We start from the raw sequence: 16,206 nt of genomic DNA, 5'->3' as shown, positions 1-16,206 counted from the left end.
CGGGGATGAAGATTTCTGGAAAAACTTATAAGATGCTGATTTTAAATGAAAATTACTGAAATCCCTCTCCGGGGCGTCCCCGGTTCGGCATTTTCGCTCCTAAAAATCCCGCGCTGATGACCGAAACCCGCTCCTGAAAGCCGAATTGCCGGCCCAATACCCCGAACCGGCCGGTGCATAAGATGAATTTCGGGGATGACGCGCTCCTTTCGCTTGACTTCCGGGCAAAAGAAAAGGCGCCGGCGGATATCCGCGGCGCCCCTCCCCTGCCCCACTCGGCACGGCTTCAGCCCTTCAGCTTGCCCATGATCTGCTCGAGAAAACCGAGCAGCACGGCGGAGACCACGAAGGCGAGATGCATGAAGGTCAGCCACATCAGCTGGCTCTCGGTATATTGCTGCGCATTGAGGAAGATCTGCAGCAGGTGGATCGACGAGATCGCGACGATCGACGAGGCGACCTTGATCTTGAGGCTGCCGGCATCGAGCTTGCCGAGGAAGGAGACGTCCTTCTCCGCCTCGTCGAAGCGGCTGACGAAGTTCTCGTAGCCGGCGATCATCACCATGAGGATGAGGCTGGCGACCAGCGCCGCGTCGATCAGGCCGAGCATGGCGAGGATCATCTGCGCATCGTCATAGACGAAGACGTTCTTGGCGACCTTGACGAACTTGTAGAGGAAGGAGACGGCGTAGACGGCGAGCGCCGCCACGAGGCCGAGATAGAAGACCACAAGGATCCAGCGACTCGACAGGATGATGCGTTCGACCAGGAGTTCGAGGGATTTCATCGCGCGGGCTCCAACGGGAATCAGTCAAGTTCACCGTTGATTAACCAATGGCCCGAAGGGCCGCAAGACGTCTTCGCGCATGCAAAAGGGCGGCGTCCGCGGACGCCGCCCTTGCTGGAATGCTCCCCTTCCTCATGCCCTTCGGAAGAGACCTGCAATCAGGGACAGGACCAGAAGGGCCAGGAAGACGAAGAACAGGATCTGCGCGATGCCGGCGGATGCACCGGCAATACCGCCGAAGCCGAGCAGGCCGGCAACAAGGGCGATCACGAGAAAGACGACAGCATAGTGCAGCATTTTCAATCTCCTTGTTATGTCGCAGAAGAAACGGAAAGCATCGGAAAAGGTTCCCGCGCATGCCGCGCAACAGAGCTGATTTGCTACACTTTCCATTCTTCGAAAACGATGCCGCCGCGGCCTTTCGGCTGCGGCGGCATGAGCGGTGATCGAGAGGGCTGCGACCGGCAGAGCATTTCGTTTCCACGCAACTCCGGACGCAAACCGCTGCGCACTTTTGCTGGAATTGCTCTAGTGGCGGCGCGCCCAGTCGTCGATCTGCCGCTCGGCCTCCTCCTTGGCGAGGCCGTAACGCTGCTGGATCTTGCCCGACAATTCGACGCGGCGGCCCTTGATGACGTCGAGGTCGTCATCCGTGAGCTTGCCCCACTGGGCCTGCGCCTTGCCCTTGTATTCGTTCCACTTGCCTTCGATGATATCCCAGTTCATCTCGCTGTCCTTTCGGTTGAATGCAATCGGTTGATGGGGGAAGAAGCGGCGGGGGCCGGAAAAGTTCCTCAATGCAGGCCGATATCGACCGGGCGGGCGTTCTCGGCGACGACGATGCCGTCTGCCGGCGGATCCACCTTGCGCACATGGACCTCCAGCCGGTTCCGCGATGTCATGCGCCAGCCGATCTCCACATTCTCTTCCTCCCAGGCGGGATCGAAGGGCGCGCAACGGCCATGCACGACGCGCTTTCCAACACCCGCGTCGCCGAGAGCGGACGGCAGGGCGCCGACGCAGTCTTCCATCGTCTCGAATGCCACCTGCGGCGCCTGCAGCTCCTCGCAGGAAAGGCTGCCGGGCGTGCAGCCGACCAGAAGCATGATTGCGGCGATGTGCTCCATGTCACTCTCCATCCCTGTCGGATCGGGCTCCCTAAAGAACTGGCGAGACAACGGGACGGCGCACGGGAAGGTTCCGCTCACGCCCTGTCACAATTTCGGGAACAAAGTTCCGACAGGCACGTTGTCGGCCCATCGCTCAATGGCGAACCGGACGAGAAAGGAAGCGCAGATGCTCGGCACCATTCTTCTTATCATCCTCATTCTTCTCCTGATCGGCGCGCTGCCGAACTGGGGATACAGCCGCGGGTGGGGTTACGGCCCGTCGGGCGGTCTCGGTCTCATCGTCGTCATCCTTCTCATCCTCGTCCTCATGGGACGCATCTGACCCGACCAACCAGCCAGGAACCGGAACCATGAAGAACACCATCATCGCGCTTTGCCTCGTCGCCTCAACCGTGACGCTCTCCGCCTGCACCCAGACCGAACGCGGCACCGCCATCGGCGCGGCATCGGGCGCCATCATCGGCGGGGCGGTCACCGGCCGTGCCGGCGGCGCCCTTGTGGGTGCGGCTGTCGGCGGCGCCGCGGGCTATCTCATCGCCCGTTCGGACCGGCGCGGCTACTGCATCTACCGTGACCGCCACGGTCACCGCTACGAAGCACGCTGCCGCTAAAAAGCACGGCGAGCAGAAACGCGAAACGGGCCTCAGGGCCCGTTTCTTGATGTCTTGAACAGGGAAAACGAATGACGTCAGGAACCGCCCTTGGCTCTGCGCTCGGCCTCGTCGAGCTTTTCCAGAAGGTCGAGCAGGCGATCGGGCACGGGCTCGGTCTCGATGACGTCGTAGAAGGATTTCAGCTTGCGGCCGACGGGGCCATTGGGATCGAAGGCAGCCTTGGCGGGGGCGGCGCCGCGTCTCTTGTCTTTACCGGGCTCTATCATGGTCTTGTTTCCATCGCTTGCCGCCCGCTATCTTCCTTTTGCCCAAGATTCCCAATAGCAAGTCAGACTTAGCATGCTACCAATAGGTTTCCGCAAGGTGAACTCTAGCGGAAACGGTTCCGATACGGAACATAGCCAGGGAGAACGAAATGTCACTTTCCACCCGTATCGCACCGCATCTCGCCTATCTGAGGCGGTTTTCCCGTGCCGTGACGGGTTCGCAGACATCCGGCGACGCCTATGTCGCCGCCATGCTCGAAGCACTCGTCAGCGACATCTCGCTCTATCCGGAAGGGCGCAGCGACCGCATCGCGCTCTACCGGCTCTACTGCACGCTCTTCGACAATCTCGACATCACCCTGCCGGAAAACACCTCGCCCTTCGGCTGGGAACGGCAGGCGGCGGCGAACCTTTCCAACCTGCCGCCGGCGGAACGCAAGGCCTTCCTGCTCGTCGCCGTCGAGGGCTTCGACATTGCCGAGGGCGCCGACATCATGGATGTGCCGGAGGACCGCTTCAGCGCCTTGCTGGACGAAGCCTCGCGCGACATCTCGCGTCAGGTGGCGACCGATATCATGATCATCGAGGACGAACCCCTCATCGCCATGGATATAGAGGACATGGTGAAGGGCCTCGGCCATCGGGTGACCGGCATCGCGCGCACCCATTCGGAGGCCGTCGAGCTCTATCACCGCACCTCGCCGCGCATGGTGCTGGCGGATATCCAGCTCGCCGACGGCAGCTCGGGCATCGACGCGGTCAACGACATCCTGAAGAACAGCACGATCCCGGTGATCTTCATCACCGCCTTCCCGGAACGGCTCCTGACCGGCGAGAAGCCGGAACCGGCCTTCCTCGTCACCAAGCCGTTCAACCCGGACATGGTGAAGGCGCTGATCAGCCAGGCGCTGTTCTTCGACGAGCAGGCGCGGCTCGCCAAATCCGCATGACGCAAAAAGGCCCGCGCAAGCGGGCCTTTTCCGTTTCAGCGTATCGCGCGGCTCAGAGCGCGGCGACGACGATGACCTCGACGAGGTAATCCGGCGTCGCCAGCTTGGATTCGCCGGTGGCGCGGGCGGGCGTGTGGCCCTGCGGCGCCCAAGTATCCCAGACGGCGTTCATCCTGGAAAAGTCGGCCATGTCGGCAAGCCAGATCTGGGCGGAGAGGATGCGCGTCTTGTCCGTGCCGGCCAGCGCCAGCAGGCGGTCGACCTCGGCCAGCGCCTGCTTCGTCTGTTCGGTGACGTCCGAACCCGCCTCGCCGACCTGACCGGCCAGATAGACGGTGCCGTTGTGCACGACGGCCTGGCTCATGCGCGGGCCGGTTTCAAAGCGTTTGATATCCATGTCTCGTTCCTGTCAGGTCGCGGAAATATCGAAAGCCCGCCGCCACGCGATGGCCGGCAGGCCCGCCGTCTATAGGCGGACGGCCGACGGGGCGCCAGAGGCGGCCCCGCAAATTCTCCCTCAGGATGCCAATCCCCGGAGGGCGGCGGCGACGATGGCCTCGACGGGCGCATCGATATCGACCGTCACGACGCCCGGCTCGCCGGACGGGTCCTCCAGCGTGGCGAGCTGGCTGTCGAGCAGGCTGACGGGCATGAAGTGTCCTTCCCGCGCGGCCATGCGCGTCATCAGAAGGTCGCGGCTCCCCTTGAGGAAGACGAAGGAAAGCGTGCCGCCGGCGGCACCGCGCAGGCGCTCGCGGTAGACCTTCCTGAGGGCGGAGCAGGAGACGACGACGCCATTGCCCGCGGCGAGCGCATCGGCGAGCGCCCGGCCGATCGTGTCGAGCCAGGGCCAGCGGTCCTCGTCGGTCAGGGGGATGCCGCGGAACATCTTCTCGACATTGGCGGGCGGATGCAGGCTGTCGCCTTCGATGAAGGCGGCGCCGAGGCTTGCGGCAAGACCCTCGGCGACCGAGGTCTTGCCGCAACCGGAAACGCCCATGACGACGATGGCGCGGGCGTCCGTCACGAACCGCTCGCCTCAGGCGACGCGCTTGCGTCGCTCGACGCGGGCGCGGATGGCGTCGATGTCGACGCGGGGCGTCGCGGCGAAGAGCGTCTTGGTATAGCTGTGCTGCGGGTCGTCGAAGACCTGGTCGCGGCTGCCATATTCCACCGCCTCGCCGAAATACATCACCATCACGTCGTCCGCGATGTGGCGCACGACCGAAAGGTCGTGGCTGATGAAGACATAGGTCAGGTGGAACTCGTCCTGAAGGTCGGCGAGCAGGTTGAGCACCTGGGCCTGCACCGAGAGGTCGAGCGCGGAGACGGGCTCGTCGAGCACGAGGAGGCGCGGATTGAGCATCAGCGCGCGGGCGATCGCCACGCGCTGGCGCTGGCCGCCGGAGAACATGTGCGGGTAGCGCCCGTAATGCTTCTCCTCCAGCCCCACCTTCTTCAGCATGGCCATGGCGCGGTCGCGCCGCTCGTCCGCCGGAACCTTGGTGTTGATGACCAGCGGCTCCGTCAGGATGTCGCCGATCTTCTTGCGCGGGTTCAGCGATCCGTAGGGATTCTGGAAGACGATCTGCACCTTGCTGCGCATTTCCGGCGTCAGCGGCTCGCTGGCGATGTCGACCTTGCGGCCGTCGATCAGCATTTCGCCTGCGGTGATCGGATCGATCATCGTGACCATGCGGGCAAGGGTGGACTTGCCGCAGCCGCTTTCGCCGACGATGGCGAGCGTCTTGCCCTCCTCGACCGTGAAGCTCACGCCCTTGACGGCGTGAACGGTCTTGCCCGGCTTCAGGAAGCTGCCGGGGATGTGATAGTCGCGCTTGAGGTCGCGCGCTTCGAGAACCGGGGTCATCGGACGGCTCCTGCGAAAATCTCGGCGTCAGTCAGCTTTTCCGTAATCGTCGGCAGGCGCCCGCCCGTGGCGTTCTCCGGCAGGGCCGCGAGAAGAGCCTTGGTGTAGACGCTCCTGGGGGCCGAGAAGAGCGAGAGCACGTCGGCCTCCTCGATCTGGCGGCCCTTGTACTGCACGATGACGCGGTCGGCGGTTTCGGCGACGACGCCCATGTCATGGGTGATGATGATGAGGCCCATGCCGTGTTCGGCCTGCAGCTTCATCAGGAGGTCGAGGATCTGCTTCTGGATCGTCACGTCGAGCGCGGTGGTCGGCTCGTCGGCGATGAGAAGCTTCGGATTGCAGGCAAGCGCGGTCGCGATCATCACGCGCTGGCACTGGCCGCCCGACATCTGGTGCGGATAGTGGCCGAGGCGCTCTTCCGGGTTCGGAATGCCGACGAGCTGAAACAGTTCGATCGCCCGGTCGCGGCGCGCCTTGCGATTGAGGTCCGTGTGGATGCGCAGCACTTCCTCGATCTGGTAGCCGACCGTGAAGCACGGATTGAGGCTGGCGATCGGCTCCTGGAAGATCATGGCGATATCCTTGCCGATGATCCTGCGCCGCTCGGCATCCGACATGGCCTTCATGTCGCGGCCGTTGAAGGTGAGGACATCCGCCGTCACCTTCGCCGTCCAGGGCAGGAGGCCCATGGCGGCGAGCATGGAGACGGACTTGCCCGAGCCGGATTCGCCGACGATGGCGAGCACTTCGCCCTCGTCGACCTTGAGCGATACGCCGTCCACGGCGCGGAAGGGACCGGATGCCGTCTGGAACTCGACGGTGAGGTTCTTGATTTCGAGAAGCGACATCACGACCTCTTCAGCTTGGGATCGAGGGCGTCGCGCAGGCCGTCACCCATGAGGTTGATGGCGAGCACGGTGACGAGGATGGCAAGGCCGGGGAAGGTGACGACCCACCAGGCGCGCTGGATGAATTCGCGCGCTTCGGCGAGCATCGTGCCCCATTCCGGCGTCGGCGGCTGGGCGCCCATGCCGAGGAAGCCGAGGGCCGCCGCGTCGAGGATCGCCGCCGAGAAGGCAAGCGTCGCCTGCACGATGAGCGGCGCGAGGCAGTTCGGCAGGATCGTCAGGAACATCAGGCGCAGCGTGCCGGCGCCCGCGACCTGCGAGCCGACGACATAGTCCTTCGACTTCTCCGTCATGACCGCCGCGCGCGTCAGGCGCACGAAATGCGGCTGGTTGACGAGCGAGATGGCGATCATGGCGTTGAGCAGGCCCGGCCCGAGGACCGCCACCAGCACGAGGGCGAGCAGCAGCGAGGGGAAGGCCAGGATGATATCCATGATGCGCATGATAAAGGTATCGACACGCCCACGGAAATAGCCCGCGACGAGACCGATCAGCACGCCCGAGACCACCGACAGCGTCACGACGACGAGGCCGATGAAGAGCGAAAAGCGCGCGCCGTAGATGAGCCGCGAGAGGATATCCCGGCCGACCGCGTCGGTGCCGAGGATGTGCCCCCAGGTCCCGCCCTGCTGGAAGACCGGCGGCAGGAGGAGGAGTTCGCGGTTCTGAACGCTCGGATTGTGCGGCGCGACGAAGGGCGCGAAGACGGCGACGAACAGGATCACCAGGAAGATGAAGAGGCCGATGACCGCGCCCTTGTTGCGCGAGAAATAGAACCAGAATTCGGAAAGGCCCGACGGCGGCGCGCCGCCCGTCTTGGCCTCGGACGTTGTCTGTACTGAGCTCATGGGATCGCCTCCTAGTGCCGGATGCGCGGATTGACCCAGCCGTAAAGCAGGTCGACCACGAGGTTGACGATCATGATGACGGCGGCGATCAGCATCAGCCCGCCCTGCACCACGGCATAGTCGCGCTTGAAGACGCTGTCGACCATCCACTTGCCGATGCCCGGCCAGGAGAAGATCGTCTCGGTCAGGATCGCGCCCGCCAGCAGCACGCCGACCTGAAGGCCGATCGTGGTGATGACGGGGATCATGGCATTGCGCAGCGCGTGGATGCCGATGACGCGGAAGGGCGAAAGGCCCTTGGCGCGGGCGGTGCGGACATAGTCGTCGCCGAGCACTTCGAGCATGGCCGAGCGGGTCTGGCGCGCGATGACCGCAAGCGGGATCGTCGCCAGCACCACGGTCGGCAGGATCAGGTAGGTCAGCGCCGACTTGAACGCCCCCGCCTGCCCCGAGATCAGGCTGTCTATCAGCATGAAGCCGGTGACCTGCGGGAAGAAGTACATCAGCGAGATGCGTCCCGAGACCGGCGTCCAGCCGAGATAGCCGGAGAAGAAGATGATGAGCAGCAGCCCCCACCAGAAGATCGGCATCGAATAGCCGACGAGGGCGACGCCCATGATCGACTGATCGAGCCAGGTGCCGCGCTTGACCGCCGCGAGCACGCCGGCCGGAATGCCGAGCGCGACCGCGACGATGATGGCGCAGAGCGAGAGCTCCAGCGTGGCGGGGAAGAGGTTTACGAAATCCTCCAGCACCGGCCGCTTGGTGACGATCGACGAGCCGAAGTCGCCCGAGAGCAGGCCGGTCAGATAGTCGAAATACTGGATGTACATCGGCCGGTCGAGACCGAGCTGGTGCATCAGCTCGGCATGGTGTTCCGGCGACATGACGCGTTCGCCCGACATCAGCATGACCGGATCGCCCGGCAGAAGTCGAATGAAGGAGAACGCGATGATCGATACCCCGATGAACGTGGGTATCAGGACGGCGAGCCGTCCGAAGATAAAGCGCAACATGGGAGCCAATCCCTTCTTCTTTTGAAAAACCGGCGGCCCGAATGTCTTCGGACCGCCGGCCATTGCACGCTCTTTGCGGCGTGCCTTTCTTTTGCCCGATATTACTCGGCGATGTCTACACCGTCAAAGCGGTGAATCCCCAGCGGGTCCATCTTGAAGCCCGAGACCTTCTTGCTCATGGGAACGACGACCAGCGAATGGTCGAGGGTGTTCCACGGCGCCTCGCGCTTGAAGATGACCTGGGCCTCTTCATAGAGCTTGGTGCGCTCGCCGACGTCGGCGGTTTCCTTCGCCTTCGTCATCAGGTCGTCGAATTCCTTGTTGCACCACTGCGCGCGGTTGTTGCCGCCGACGGCATCGCAGCCGAGCAGGGTGTCGAGGAAGTTGTCCGGGTCGCCGTTGTCGCCAGTCCAGCCGAGGATGGCCGCACCGTCGCGGTCCTTGGCGGAGGAGAGCTTGAGGTATTCGGCCCATTCGTAGGAGACGATCTCGGCGGTGACGCCCACCTTGGCAAGGTCGGCCTGCATGAGTTCGGCCGCACGGCGGGCGTTCAGCATGTAGGGACGCGCGACGGGCATCGCCCAGATCTTCATCTTGAGATCCTTGACGCCGGCTTCCTCGAGCATCTTCCTGGCCGCGTCCGGATCGTACTTGTCGTCCTCGACGGCGTCGTTATACGACCACATGGTCGGCGGGATCGGGTTCTTGGCAACGGTCGCCGCGCCCTGGAAGACCGCGTCGACGATGGCCTGCTTGTTGACGGCCATGTTGAGGGCCTTGCGGACCTCGACCTTGTCGAAGGGCGCAACCAGCGTGTTATAGGCGAGGTAGGCGACGTTCAGGCCTTCCTGCTCCAGAACCTGGAGGTTCTCGTCCTTCTTCAGCTCGGCGACGTCGGCGGCGTTCGGATAGGCCATGATGTGGCACTCGCCGGCCTTCAGCTTCTGCGCGCGGACGGCGGCGTCCGTGGTGATGGCGAAGACGAGGTCGTCGATCGGCTGCTTGCCGTTCCAGTAGTCCGGGTTGGCCTTGTAGCGGATCGCCGCGTCCGTCTGGTAGGCGACGAAGCTGAACGGGCCGGTGCCGAGCGGCTGCTGGTTCAGGAGTTCCATCTTGCCGTCAGCCTGCAGCTTGTCGGCATATTCCTTGGAGAGGATCGAGGCGAAGTCCATGCCGAGATTGGCGATGAACGGCGCTTCCGGACGCTTCAGCACGAACTTGACCGTCAGGTCGTCGACCTTCTCGATCTTCTCAATGAGGTCCGGGAAGCCCATGCCGGCGAAATATTCCCAGGAAGCGCCCGCGACATACTTGTTCCACGGATTGTCTTCCTTGTACTGGCGCTCGAACGAGAAGATGACGTCGTCGGCGTTCAGCTCGCGGGTCGGGGTGAAGTATTCGGTCGTCTGGAACTTCACGCCCTTGCGCAGCTTGAAGGTGTATTCCTTGCCGTCGGCCGAGACTTCCCAGCTTTCGGCGAGGCCCGGTTCCAGCTCCGTGCTGCCGTGCTTGAACTCGACGAGGCGGTTATAGGCGGTGCGCGACGTGGCGTCGAAGGTCTGGCCGCCAGTATAAAGGCCGGGGTCGAACCCTTCCGGCGAGGCTTCCGAGCAATAGACCAGCGTCTTCGACCAGGCAGCGCCTGCCATCATCGAGGCGAGCGCCGTCGCTGCGAGGAGAGTAGTCAGCTTTTTCATAGTGAGCTTCCCAGGTTTGCTTTTTTGTTCGTTGTGTGCGGACGCGGGTGCAGGTCCAGCCCCGGTCTTGCGCGGATGGAACGACATTTGCCGCAGGATTGCAATAAGTCGGCGGACAATTTTGTCCAAACGGAAAAAAGCCGGGACGTTTATTCTCCACAGCATTCGAAATGCCTGCAAAACCGGGGCTTCGGGCGGCAGCGCCCTTCCTGGTTTTCGCCTTTCCGGCATGGGCTTGCCTTACGCTGCGGGAAGAAAGTGAGGGGCTTGCGCGAAATTGTCCGGCAAAACCCTTTGCTGCCAGAGATTGCGGCGCTAGATTGCATCGCGTGGAATCCGGGGGTGGAGGCCGCGTGGCCGTATTGAACAGACACTACAGGCGATACGATTTCGAAGGCGATCTGGAGAAGGCTCTTAATCGCGTCGATTTCTTTCGTATTTTCCATACGATGGCCCTGCGCCACGGCTTCGAGCATTTCGGCGTCCTCCAGCTCGCCAACGAGCACGAGACTAGCCTGCTCGCCGGGCGGCTGGTGCTGCACGACCTGCCCGCGGGCCTTGCCGAAGCCTATGACAAGCGCCACCGCCTCAACGATTCCGCCCTCTTCCGGAGTTTCTACAAGTCGACGATCCCGACGGTGTGGCGCGCCTCGGACGTGGCGGAGAACGGCTCCGCCGAGGGCTCCGACTTCCTCGACCAGATCGGCTTCGACATGGCGCTCGCCATCCCCGTGCATTCCGTCGCGGGCACGCGCTATGTCGTCCTCTTCCTCGGCGACGGCGAGGAGATCGACCGGCGCGAGCATCTCGAGATCTGCTACGAGGCGAACTGCACCTTCGACTATTTCTATAGGCAGGTGCTCGCCAACAAGGCCGGCATGGGGCTGACGCCGCGCGAGACGGAAATCCTGCGCTGGATCTCCTACGGCAAGACGGCGAGCGAGATCGCCCTCATCGTCTCCGTCTCGGAGCATACGGTGAACTCGCATACGGCGACGATCCTGAAGAAGCTCGACGTCGTCAATCGCACCCAGATGGTCGCCAAGGCGATCCGCGAGCAGATCATACAGTAAAGCGGGAAAACAGAAGCGCGCGTCCGGTATAACAGAGTTAGGGACTTGTTAATATTCGCGGCCTGGACAAGAGTAGCTGCGGCTTTCTTCAAGGCCGGCGCCCATAATGCCAATCGGGTCACCCACCGCCATGACAGAACAAGTGCATATTCTGCTCGTTGATGACGATCCTGCGGAAAATGTCATTCTCAGCGCGCTGATGCGCAAGGTGACGAGCTATGCCATCGCCCTGCATTACGTGGAGACGGTGGAAGCGGCACTCGGCTTCATACGCTCGTCCGGCGTGGCGCTCGACATGATCCTGATGGACAACCGGCTGCAGCCGCAGGCGGACTTCCGCGAGACCGTGCCGGAGCTGCGCCATGCCGGCTATATCGGCCCGGTCGGCGTCATCTCCTCGTCGATCAGCGATGCCTATTTCCAGAAGATCGACGATTACGGCGTCGATTTCCGCATCGACAAGGCCGAGCTCGATCCGACGGCCATCGAATTCATCCTGAGAGAATATGTGCGGAACGAGGCCAGCGCCGGGATCTGACGATCCGACGGCGCATGGCTCGTATCAGGCCGCCGGCTGCTGGGCCTGCGACTGGGCGGCGCGGGTGTGATCGAGGCCGAGCAGCATGCCGATCTGCGGGCGCGCCTTGACGAGATCGTCGATCGTGTACTGCTGCAGCACTTCGAAGAAGGCGTTCAGCGCCTTGCGCAGCGCCGCGTTGAGACCACAGCTATCGACGAGCGGGCATTCGATCTCGCCCGCCTCGAAACATTCGGCCATGGCGAAGGAATCCTCCGTCACGCGCACCACGTCGAACAGCGTGATCTCGGTCGCCGGCTTGGGCAGGCGCACGCCGCCGTTGCGGCCGCGCACGGTCTCGATGATGCCCGCCCTCGTCAGCGGCTGGAGGATCTTGAACAGGAAGAGCTCTGAAACGCCGTAGGCTTTCGCGATTTCCGGGATGCGGCTGAGCTTCTCCCCGTTCGCCGCGCAGTACATCAACATGCGCACGGCATAGTTGGTTTGCTTCGTCAGACGCATGGTGAAACTCCGAATTCGATTTTGAAGTGGATCACATATAGGACAGATCGCGGTTTAGAACAATTCCAAAAAGCGGAAAAACACATTCATGTTATGCGGCAGCCGGGAAGCGACCCGTTAAAGGCGACTCTTACGGTAAGGTTTTAGCATCGGTTGAAGCGGATGCAACCATTTACCGGCCCTCCGGCTCGGGCTGGCCGGAAATGATCCTGGCGTAATCGAGGATATCCTTCCTGCGCTGGGGCGTGCCCGGATGGGTGGAGAGGATGTTGGTATCGGACTTGTCTCCGAGCTTTTCCTCGATGAGCGTGAAGAAGCGGGCGATGGCGGCCGGGTCATAGCCTGCCCTCGCCATCAGCTCGACGGAACGCCGGTCGGCCTCGGCTTCCGCCGCACGCGAATAGGAAAGCGCCAGCAGGCCGCCGCCCTGCACCAGGACGTCCTCGACCGCCGAGCCGACGTCGCCGGCGATCAGCATGATGAGGCCGGTCATGCCGGCAGCCCGGTAGAACTGGCGAAGGCTGTGCTTCAACTCGACATGGCCGATCTCGTGCGCCAGCACGCCGATGATCATCTCCGTATCGCCGCCCGCCATCTCGACGAGCTGGTCGGTGACGACGAGCGTGCCGTCCGGCAAGGCGAAGGCGTTGGGGCCGATGATGCCGCCGTCGCGGAAATTGAGATTGTAGGCGCCCGTGCCGCCCGGCGACTGCGCCGCGATGCGGGCGAAACCGTCGGCGATCTCCCTGCGGCGCTCCTCTGAAAGCTTTGTCGGCGAGAACGTCGTCTTGTCGAGCGCCTCCAGCGTGCCCTTGCCCATCAGTTGCGGCACGATGGGCGGCGTCGTGATGACGGCGACCTCGACGAGCGCCGGCACGCCCCAGCGATAGACGGCGCTGCCGAGCGCGAAGGCGAGCAGCACGATGACGATGAGGCGCAGGCGGAACTGCTCCAGCCAGTGCACCATGCCGGCCCCGCCCCTGCCCCGCGCGGCGAGGTAGCGGTCGATGCCCTCGTTGTCCCATGTCTCGAAGATCGAGCCGTCCGGGAAGGTCACGCGGCGGGGAATGGAGCCGACCCGGCTGGAAATCTCCACCCAGGCAAGGCCGGCGCCGGCCAGCGGCCTTTCGCCCCCGACCGGCACGGCGGCGATCTCGCCGCCCTTTTCGACGAGATGCGCCTCCACGGATCGGCTGGAGCCGGCGGGGTGCCATTCCCCGCCGGCGATGGCGGCATTGTCAGAAGCCAAAATCGAACCCTTCGAAGTCCATGAACTCGGCGCCGACGGCCGAGCCCTGTTCCTCGATCCTGCTGAACAGCTCGCCGACGTCGCCCGAGAAGGTAACGCCGGTATGCTCCCACGTATAGCGGGCGAGGCGAACCGCCGCCCAGGGCCGCATCAGGCCGAGGGTGAAGATCGTCACGATCACGTTGGAAATGGCGATCCAGGTGTAGCGGGTGCGCGAGACGTCGCTCATCAGCCGGTGCCTGCCGTCGAAGGTCGTGGAGGACCAGGCGATATTGCGCACGCCCGCCCGGTAGAAGAGCCCGGCGATGCCCATCGTGGCGAAGATGACGATATAGCCTATCACCGCGCTGACGATCAGCGGGACCTGCTGCTCGGGCGCCAGCGAGCCGGGCGTCTCGACCATCGCGGCGATCAGCGCGAAATTGGCGACGACGAGGATCGCGATGATGCCGAGGCCGATCAGCGCGATGAGGAAGGAAAGCAGCCAGGACCTGTAGAGCGGCCCGAGCGGCGGGTCGGTGTCGAAGGCCTTGCCGCCATAGCGCAGGTTCGTGCCGAGATAGCGCGACACCCAGCGGCTGGCGAGCGGCGTGAGGATGCCGAGCGTGATGACGGAAAGCAGGCCGCCGAGGATGAAGGCCTTGAACGCGCCGCCGGCACCGCCGACGAAATCGAAGCGCACGTTGCGGTAGCTCGTGACGCGCGCGGCGAAGCGCAGACCCCTTGCCACGAGCCACGGCAGGGCGACCAGCACGACGATGGTCGGCAGCAGCACCAGGAACGGCACGACGGCGGCCAGGACGTTCAGCACGACGAACGCGCCAAGGACGATGAGCCGGCCGACGAGGATCTGCACGCCCCGCGCATGATATTCGAAGGACCGGCCGAGCAGGACGGTATTGCCGTAGAAATAGCGGTTGCGCCGGACCTTGGCCCAGGCGGAATAGATGCCGAGCGTGACGATCGTCAAAAGCACGTTGACGATCCAGATGCCGAAATATTCGGATGCCTTGCCGGTAAAGGAAATACGATGAAAGCCGCCCGCCTGCCCTGCGGCCTGCGGCGATCCTGCCAATGCCATGTTTGCCCCCTTCAGTGCATGAACAGGGAGGTAACGGGCCGCATGGCCGGCCTATTCTTCGCAAGGCACAAATAATGTGCGAATGCAAAAAGGGCTCCCGGCGGGAGCCCTTTCCGTTCCTGATCCTTACGGATCACTTCATCGTCGGCATGACGAATTCGGCGCCGTCCTTGATGCCGGACGGCCAGCGGCTCGTCACGGTCTTGGTGCGGGTCCAGAACTTGATGGAGTCCGTGCCGTGCTGGTTGAGGTCGCCGAAGGCGGAAGCCTTCCAGCCGCCGAAGGAGTGGTAGGCCAGCGGAACCGGAATCGGAACGTTGATGCCGACCATGCCGATATTGATGCGGCTGGCGAAGTCGCGGGCAGCATCGCCGTCGCGGGTGTAGATGGCGACGCCGTTGCCGTATTCATGCTTCATGGGCAGGTCGAGGGCTTCCTCGTAGTTCCTGGCGCGCACGACGGAAAGGACCGGGCCGAATATCTCGGTCTTGTAGATTTCCATGTCCGGCGTGACGTTGTCGAAGAGGCAGCCACCGACGAAATAGCCGTTCTCATAGCCCTGCAGCTTGAAATCACGGCCGTCGACGACGAGCTTGGCGCCTTCTTCCAGGCCCTTGTCGATGAGGCTGCGGATGCGGGCCTGGGCTTCCTTGGTGACGACCGGGCCCATGTCGGCCTTCTCGTCGGTATAGGGACCGATGCGCAGGCTCTCGATCTTCGGCGTCAGCTTCTCGATCAGGCGGTTGGCGGTTTCCTCGCCGACCGGAACGGCGACGGAGACGGCCATGCAGCGCTCGCCGGCCGAACCGTAGCCGGCGCCCATCAGGGCGTTGACGGCCTGGTCGAGGTCGGCGTCGGGCATGATGATCATGTGGTTCTTCGCGCCGCCGAAGCACTGGGCGCGCTTGCCGTTGGCGGTGGCGGCGCCATAGACGTAGCGGGCGATCGGCGTGGAGCCGACGAAGGAGACGGCGCCGATATCCGGATGGGAGACGATACCGTCGACCGCGGCCTTGTCGCCGTTGACGACATTGAGGATGCCCGCCGGCAGGCCGGCCTCGATCATCAGTTCGGCAAGGCGGATCGGCAGGGACGGATCGCGCTCGGAGGGCTTGAGGATGAAGGCGTTGCCGCAGGCAATCGCCGGGGCGAACATCCACATCGGGATCATGCCCGGGAAGTTGAACGGCGTGATGCCGGCGCCGATGCCGACCGGCTGGCGGATCGAATACATGTCGATGCCGGGGCCGGCGCCTTCGGTGAACTCGCTCTTGGACAGGTGCGGGATGCCGATGACGAATTCGCAGACTTCGAGGCCGCGGATGACGTCGCCCTTGGAGTCCTCGACTGTCTTGCCGTGCTCGCGGGAGACCAGCACGGCCAGCTCGTCCATGTTCTGGTTGAGCAGGTCGACGAACTTCATGAAGACGCGGGCGCGGCGCTGCGGGTTGGTGGCGGCCCACTTCGGCTGCGCGGCCTTGGCGGCGTCGACGGCGGCCTGCAGCTCGGCGTCGCTCGCCAGGGCGACCTTGGCCTGAACCTCGCCCGTGGCGGGATTGTAGACGTCCGCGGTGCGGCCGCTCGTGCCCGGGACGTGCTTGCCGTTGATGAAGTGTCCGATCTCGTACATGGGGAGTCCTCCGTGGTTATGAGGGGATGATCGCACTTCAATTTG

The 16,206-nt window shown here is 63.7% G+C and carries 21 protein-coding genes; 5 read left to right on the top strand and 16 right to left on the bottom strand.

The genetic code is table 11. The features are described from left to right. Positions 1-286: 286 nt before the first annotated feature. From ACZ1A1_RS21605 to ACZ1A1_RS21590, 4 genes are all read right to left on the bottom strand, one after another. Positions 287-787, bottom strand: a complete 501-nt coding sequence (locus tag ACZ1A1_RS21605; protein WP_119257765.1) for a TIGR00645 family protein — start codon at positions 785-787, stop codon at positions 287-289. A 132-nt stretch (positions 788-919) separates the two neighbouring features. Beyond that, entirely contained in the window at positions 920-1,084 is a 165-nt protein-coding gene (locus ACZ1A1_RS21600; RefSeq protein WP_463621508.1) for a DUF1328 domain-containing protein, read from the bottom strand. A gap of 231 nt (positions 1,085-1,315) precedes the next feature. Further along, complete coding sequence (locus ACZ1A1_RS21595) at positions 1,316-1,513, bottom strand: CsbD family protein (protein ID WP_203317657.1); 198 nt, start codon at positions 1,511-1,513, stop codon at positions 1,316-1,318. A 68-nt stretch (positions 1,514-1,581) separates the two neighbouring features. After that, positions 1,582-1,914, bottom strand: a complete 333-nt coding sequence (locus ACZ1A1_RS21590) for a hypothetical protein (protein ID WP_463621507.1) — start codon at positions 1,912-1,914, stop codon at positions 1,582-1,584. A gap of 169 nt (positions 1,915-2,083) precedes the next feature. On the opposite strand from ACZ1A1_RS21590, the gene ACZ1A1_RS21585 reads away from it, so the two are divergent. Together ACZ1A1_RS21585 and ACZ1A1_RS21580 are read left to right on the top strand one after the other, a co-directional pair. Then, positions 2,084-2,239, top strand: coding sequence for a DUF3309 family protein (locus ACZ1A1_RS21585; protein WP_117368338.1), 156 nt, complete (start codon positions 2,084-2,086; stop codon positions 2,237-2,239). Between the two features lie 28 nt (positions 2,240-2,267). After that, entirely contained in the window at positions 2,268-2,528 is a 261-nt protein-coding gene (locus ACZ1A1_RS21580) for a YMGG-like glycine zipper-containing protein (RefSeq protein WP_313194333.1), read from the top strand. A gap of 77 nt (positions 2,529-2,605) precedes the next feature. On the opposite strand, the gene ACZ1A1_RS21575 is transcribed toward ACZ1A1_RS21580, so the two are convergent. Further along, on the bottom strand, positions 2,606-2,797 hold the full coding sequence (locus tag ACZ1A1_RS21575; protein WP_313194334.1) for a NepR family anti-sigma factor: 192 nt from the start codon (positions 2,795-2,797) through the stop codon (positions 2,606-2,608). Between the two features lie 149 nt (positions 2,798-2,946). Here ACZ1A1_RS21575 and ACZ1A1_RS21570 point away from each other — a divergent pair, with 149 nt between their 5' ends. After that, complete coding sequence (locus ACZ1A1_RS21570) at positions 2,947-3,747, top strand: response regulator (protein WP_119257760.1); 801 nt, start codon at positions 2,947-2,949, stop codon at positions 3,745-3,747. A 52-nt stretch (positions 3,748-3,799) separates the two neighbouring features. On the opposite strand, the gene ACZ1A1_RS21565 is transcribed toward ACZ1A1_RS21570, so the two are convergent. The 7 genes from ACZ1A1_RS21565 to ACZ1A1_RS21535 form a co-directional block, all read right to left on the bottom strand. After that, positions 3,800-4,144 (bottom strand): RidA family protein, encoded by a 345-nt coding sequence (locus ACZ1A1_RS21565; RefSeq protein ID WP_463621506.1) that lies wholly within the window; start codon positions 4,142-4,144, stop codon positions 3,800-3,802. A gap of 120 nt (positions 4,145-4,264) precedes the next feature. Then, a complete protein-coding gene (locus ACZ1A1_RS21560; RefSeq protein ID WP_463621518.1) occupies positions 4,265-4,747 on the bottom strand; it encodes a gluconokinase in 483 nt (160 codons plus the stop codon). A 39-nt stretch (positions 4,748-4,786) separates the two neighbouring features. Next, positions 4,787-5,617, bottom strand: coding sequence for a dipeptide ABC transporter ATP-binding protein (locus ACZ1A1_RS21555; RefSeq protein WP_313194336.1), 831 nt, complete (start codon positions 5,615-5,617; stop codon positions 4,787-4,789). Next, positions 5,614-6,468, bottom strand: coding sequence for an ABC transporter ATP-binding protein (locus ACZ1A1_RS21550; RefSeq protein WP_313194337.1), 855 nt, complete (start codon positions 6,466-6,468; stop codon positions 5,614-5,616). The genes ACZ1A1_RS21555 and ACZ1A1_RS21550 overlap by 4 nt, the downstream gene beginning before the upstream one ends. Further along, positions 6,468-7,376 carry an ABC transporter permease subunit gene (locus ACZ1A1_RS21545; protein ID WP_313194338.1) on the bottom strand — a complete coding sequence of 303 codons (909 nt, stop codon included), beginning with the start codon at positions 7,374-7,376 and terminating at the stop codon, positions 6,468-6,470. Before ACZ1A1_RS21545 ends, ACZ1A1_RS21550 begins: the two co-directional genes overlap by 1 nt. 11 nt (positions 7,377-7,387) lie before the next feature. Then, positions 7,388-8,392, bottom strand: coding sequence for an ABC transporter permease subunit (locus ACZ1A1_RS21540; RefSeq protein ID WP_463621505.1), 1,005 nt, complete (start codon positions 8,390-8,392; stop codon positions 7,388-7,390). Between the two features lie 101 nt (positions 8,393-8,493). Further along, positions 8,494-10,089 (bottom strand): ABC transporter substrate-binding protein, encoded by a 1,596-nt coding sequence (locus ACZ1A1_RS21535; protein WP_463621503.1) that lies wholly within the window; start codon positions 10,087-10,089, stop codon positions 8,494-8,496. 353 nt (positions 10,090-10,442) lie between these two features. Between ACZ1A1_RS21535 and ACZ1A1_RS21530 the strand changes: the two genes are divergently transcribed. Both ACZ1A1_RS21530 and ACZ1A1_RS21525 read left to right on the top strand, forming a co-directional pair. Further along, positions 10,443-11,162 (top strand): helix-turn-helix transcriptional regulator, encoded by a 720-nt coding sequence (locus ACZ1A1_RS21530; RefSeq protein ID WP_463621502.1) that lies wholly within the window; start codon positions 10,443-10,445, stop codon positions 11,160-11,162. A 130-nt stretch (positions 11,163-11,292) separates the two neighbouring features. Beyond that, positions 11,293-11,700 (top strand): response regulator, encoded by a 408-nt coding sequence (locus ACZ1A1_RS21525; RefSeq protein ID WP_415215969.1) that lies wholly within the window; start codon positions 11,293-11,295, stop codon positions 11,698-11,700. A 24-nt stretch (positions 11,701-11,724) separates the two neighbouring features. Here the strand turns inward: ACZ1A1_RS21525 and rirA are convergent, their stop codons facing one another. From rirA to ACZ1A1_RS21505, 4 genes are all read right to left on the bottom strand, one after another. Further along, on the bottom strand, positions 11,725-12,201 hold the full coding sequence (gene rirA, locus ACZ1A1_RS21520; RefSeq protein ID WP_463621501.1) for an iron-responsive transcriptional regulator RirA: 477 nt from the start codon (positions 12,199-12,201) through the stop codon (positions 11,725-11,727). 172 nt (positions 12,202-12,373) lie between these two features. Continuing rightward, the gene (locus ACZ1A1_RS21515) at positions 12,374-13,450 is read right to left on the bottom strand and encodes a M48 family metallopeptidase (protein WP_463621500.1); all 1,077 of its coding nucleotides are present in this window, start codon (positions 13,448-13,450) and stop codon (positions 12,374-12,376) included. Continuing rightward, positions 13,440-14,531 (bottom strand): YjgN family protein, encoded by a 1,092-nt coding sequence (locus tag ACZ1A1_RS21510; protein WP_463621499.1) that lies wholly within the window; start codon positions 14,529-14,531, stop codon positions 13,440-13,442. Before ACZ1A1_RS21510 ends, ACZ1A1_RS21515 begins: the two co-directional genes overlap by 11 nt. A gap of 133 nt (positions 14,532-14,664) precedes the next feature. Further along, positions 14,665-16,161: a CoA-acylating methylmalonate-semialdehyde dehydrogenase gene (locus ACZ1A1_RS21505; protein WP_313194346.1), complete on the bottom strand. Its 1,497-nt coding sequence runs from the start codon at positions 16,159-16,161 to the stop codon at positions 14,665-14,667. Between the last annotated feature and the right edge of the window lie 45 nt (positions 16,162-16,206).

The sequence above is a fragment of the Shinella sp. R2-11 genome, assembly GCF_055330205.1.
Note: the sequence above shows the minus strand (reverse complement) of the source record. Positions and strands in the feature narration are given on the sequence as shown.

Excerpts from the sequence above, each read along its gene's own strand:
- ACZ1A1_RS21605 (WP_119257765.1), bottom strand. The coding sequence starts at position 787 with ATGAAATCCCTCGAACTCCTGGTCGAACGCATCATCCTGTCGAGTCGC.
- ACZ1A1_RS21600 (WP_463621508.1), bottom strand. The coding sequence starts at position 1,084 with ATGCTGCACTATGCTGTCGTCTTTCTCGTGATCGCCCTTGTTGCCGGC.
- ACZ1A1_RS21595 (WP_203317657.1), bottom strand. The coding sequence starts at position 1,513 with ATGAACTGGGATATCATCGAAGGCAAGTGGAACGAATACAAGGGCAAG.
- ACZ1A1_RS21590 (WP_463621507.1), bottom strand. The coding sequence starts at position 1,914 with ATGGAGCACATCGCCGCAATCATGCTTCTGGTCGGCTGCACGCCCGGC.
- ACZ1A1_RS21585 (WP_117368338.1), top strand. The coding sequence starts at position 2,084 with ATGCTCGGCACCATTCTTCTTATCATCCTCATTCTTCTCCTGATCGGC.
- ACZ1A1_RS21580 (WP_313194333.1), top strand. The coding sequence starts at position 2,268 with ATGAAGAACACCATCATCGCGCTTTGCCTCGTCGCCTCAACCGTGACG.
- ACZ1A1_RS21575 (WP_313194334.1), bottom strand. The coding sequence starts at position 2,797 with ATGATAGAGCCCGGTAAAGACAAGAGACGCGGCGCCGCCCCCGCCAAG.
- ACZ1A1_RS21570 (WP_119257760.1), top strand. The coding sequence starts at position 2,947 with ATGTCACTTTCCACCCGTATCGCACCGCATCTCGCCTATCTGAGGCGG.
- ACZ1A1_RS21565 (WP_463621506.1), bottom strand. The coding sequence starts at position 4,144 with ATGGATATCAAACGCTTTGAAACCGGCCCGCGCATGAGCCAGGCCGTC.
- ACZ1A1_RS21560 (WP_463621518.1), bottom strand. The coding sequence starts at position 4,747 with ATGGGCGTTTCCGGTTGCGGCAAGACCTCGGTCGCCGAGGGTCTTGCC.
- ACZ1A1_RS21555 (WP_313194336.1), bottom strand. The coding sequence starts at position 5,617 with ATGACCCCGGTTCTCGAAGCGCGCGACCTCAAGCGCGACTATCACATC.
- ACZ1A1_RS21550 (WP_313194337.1), bottom strand. The coding sequence starts at position 6,468 with ATGTCGCTTCTCGAAATCAAGAACCTCACCGTCGAGTTCCAGACGGCA.
- ACZ1A1_RS21545 (WP_313194338.1), bottom strand. The coding sequence starts at position 7,376 with ATGAGCTCAGTACAGACAACGTCCGAGGCCAAGACGGGCGGCGCGCCG.
- ACZ1A1_RS21540 (WP_463621505.1), bottom strand. The coding sequence starts at position 8,392 with ATGTTGCGCTTTATCTTCGGACGGCTCGCCGTCCTGATACCCACGTTC.
- ACZ1A1_RS21535 (WP_463621503.1), bottom strand. The coding sequence starts at position 10,089 with ATGAAAAAGCTGACTACTCTCCTCGCAGCGACGGCGCTCGCCTCGATG.
- ACZ1A1_RS21525 (WP_415215969.1), top strand. The coding sequence starts at position 11,293 with ATGACAGAACAAGTGCATATTCTGCTCGTTGATGACGATCCTGCGGAA.
- rirA (WP_463621501.1), bottom strand. The coding sequence starts at position 12,201 with ATGCGTCTGACGAAGCAAACCAACTATGCCGTGCGCATGTTGATGTAC.
- ACZ1A1_RS21510 (WP_463621499.1), bottom strand. The coding sequence starts at position 14,531 with ATGGCATTGGCAGGATCGCCGCAGGCCGCAGGGCAGGCGGGCGGCTTT.
- ACZ1A1_RS21505 (WP_313194346.1), bottom strand. The coding sequence starts at position 16,161 with ATGTACGAGATCGGACACTTCATCAACGGCAAGCACGTCCCGGGCACG.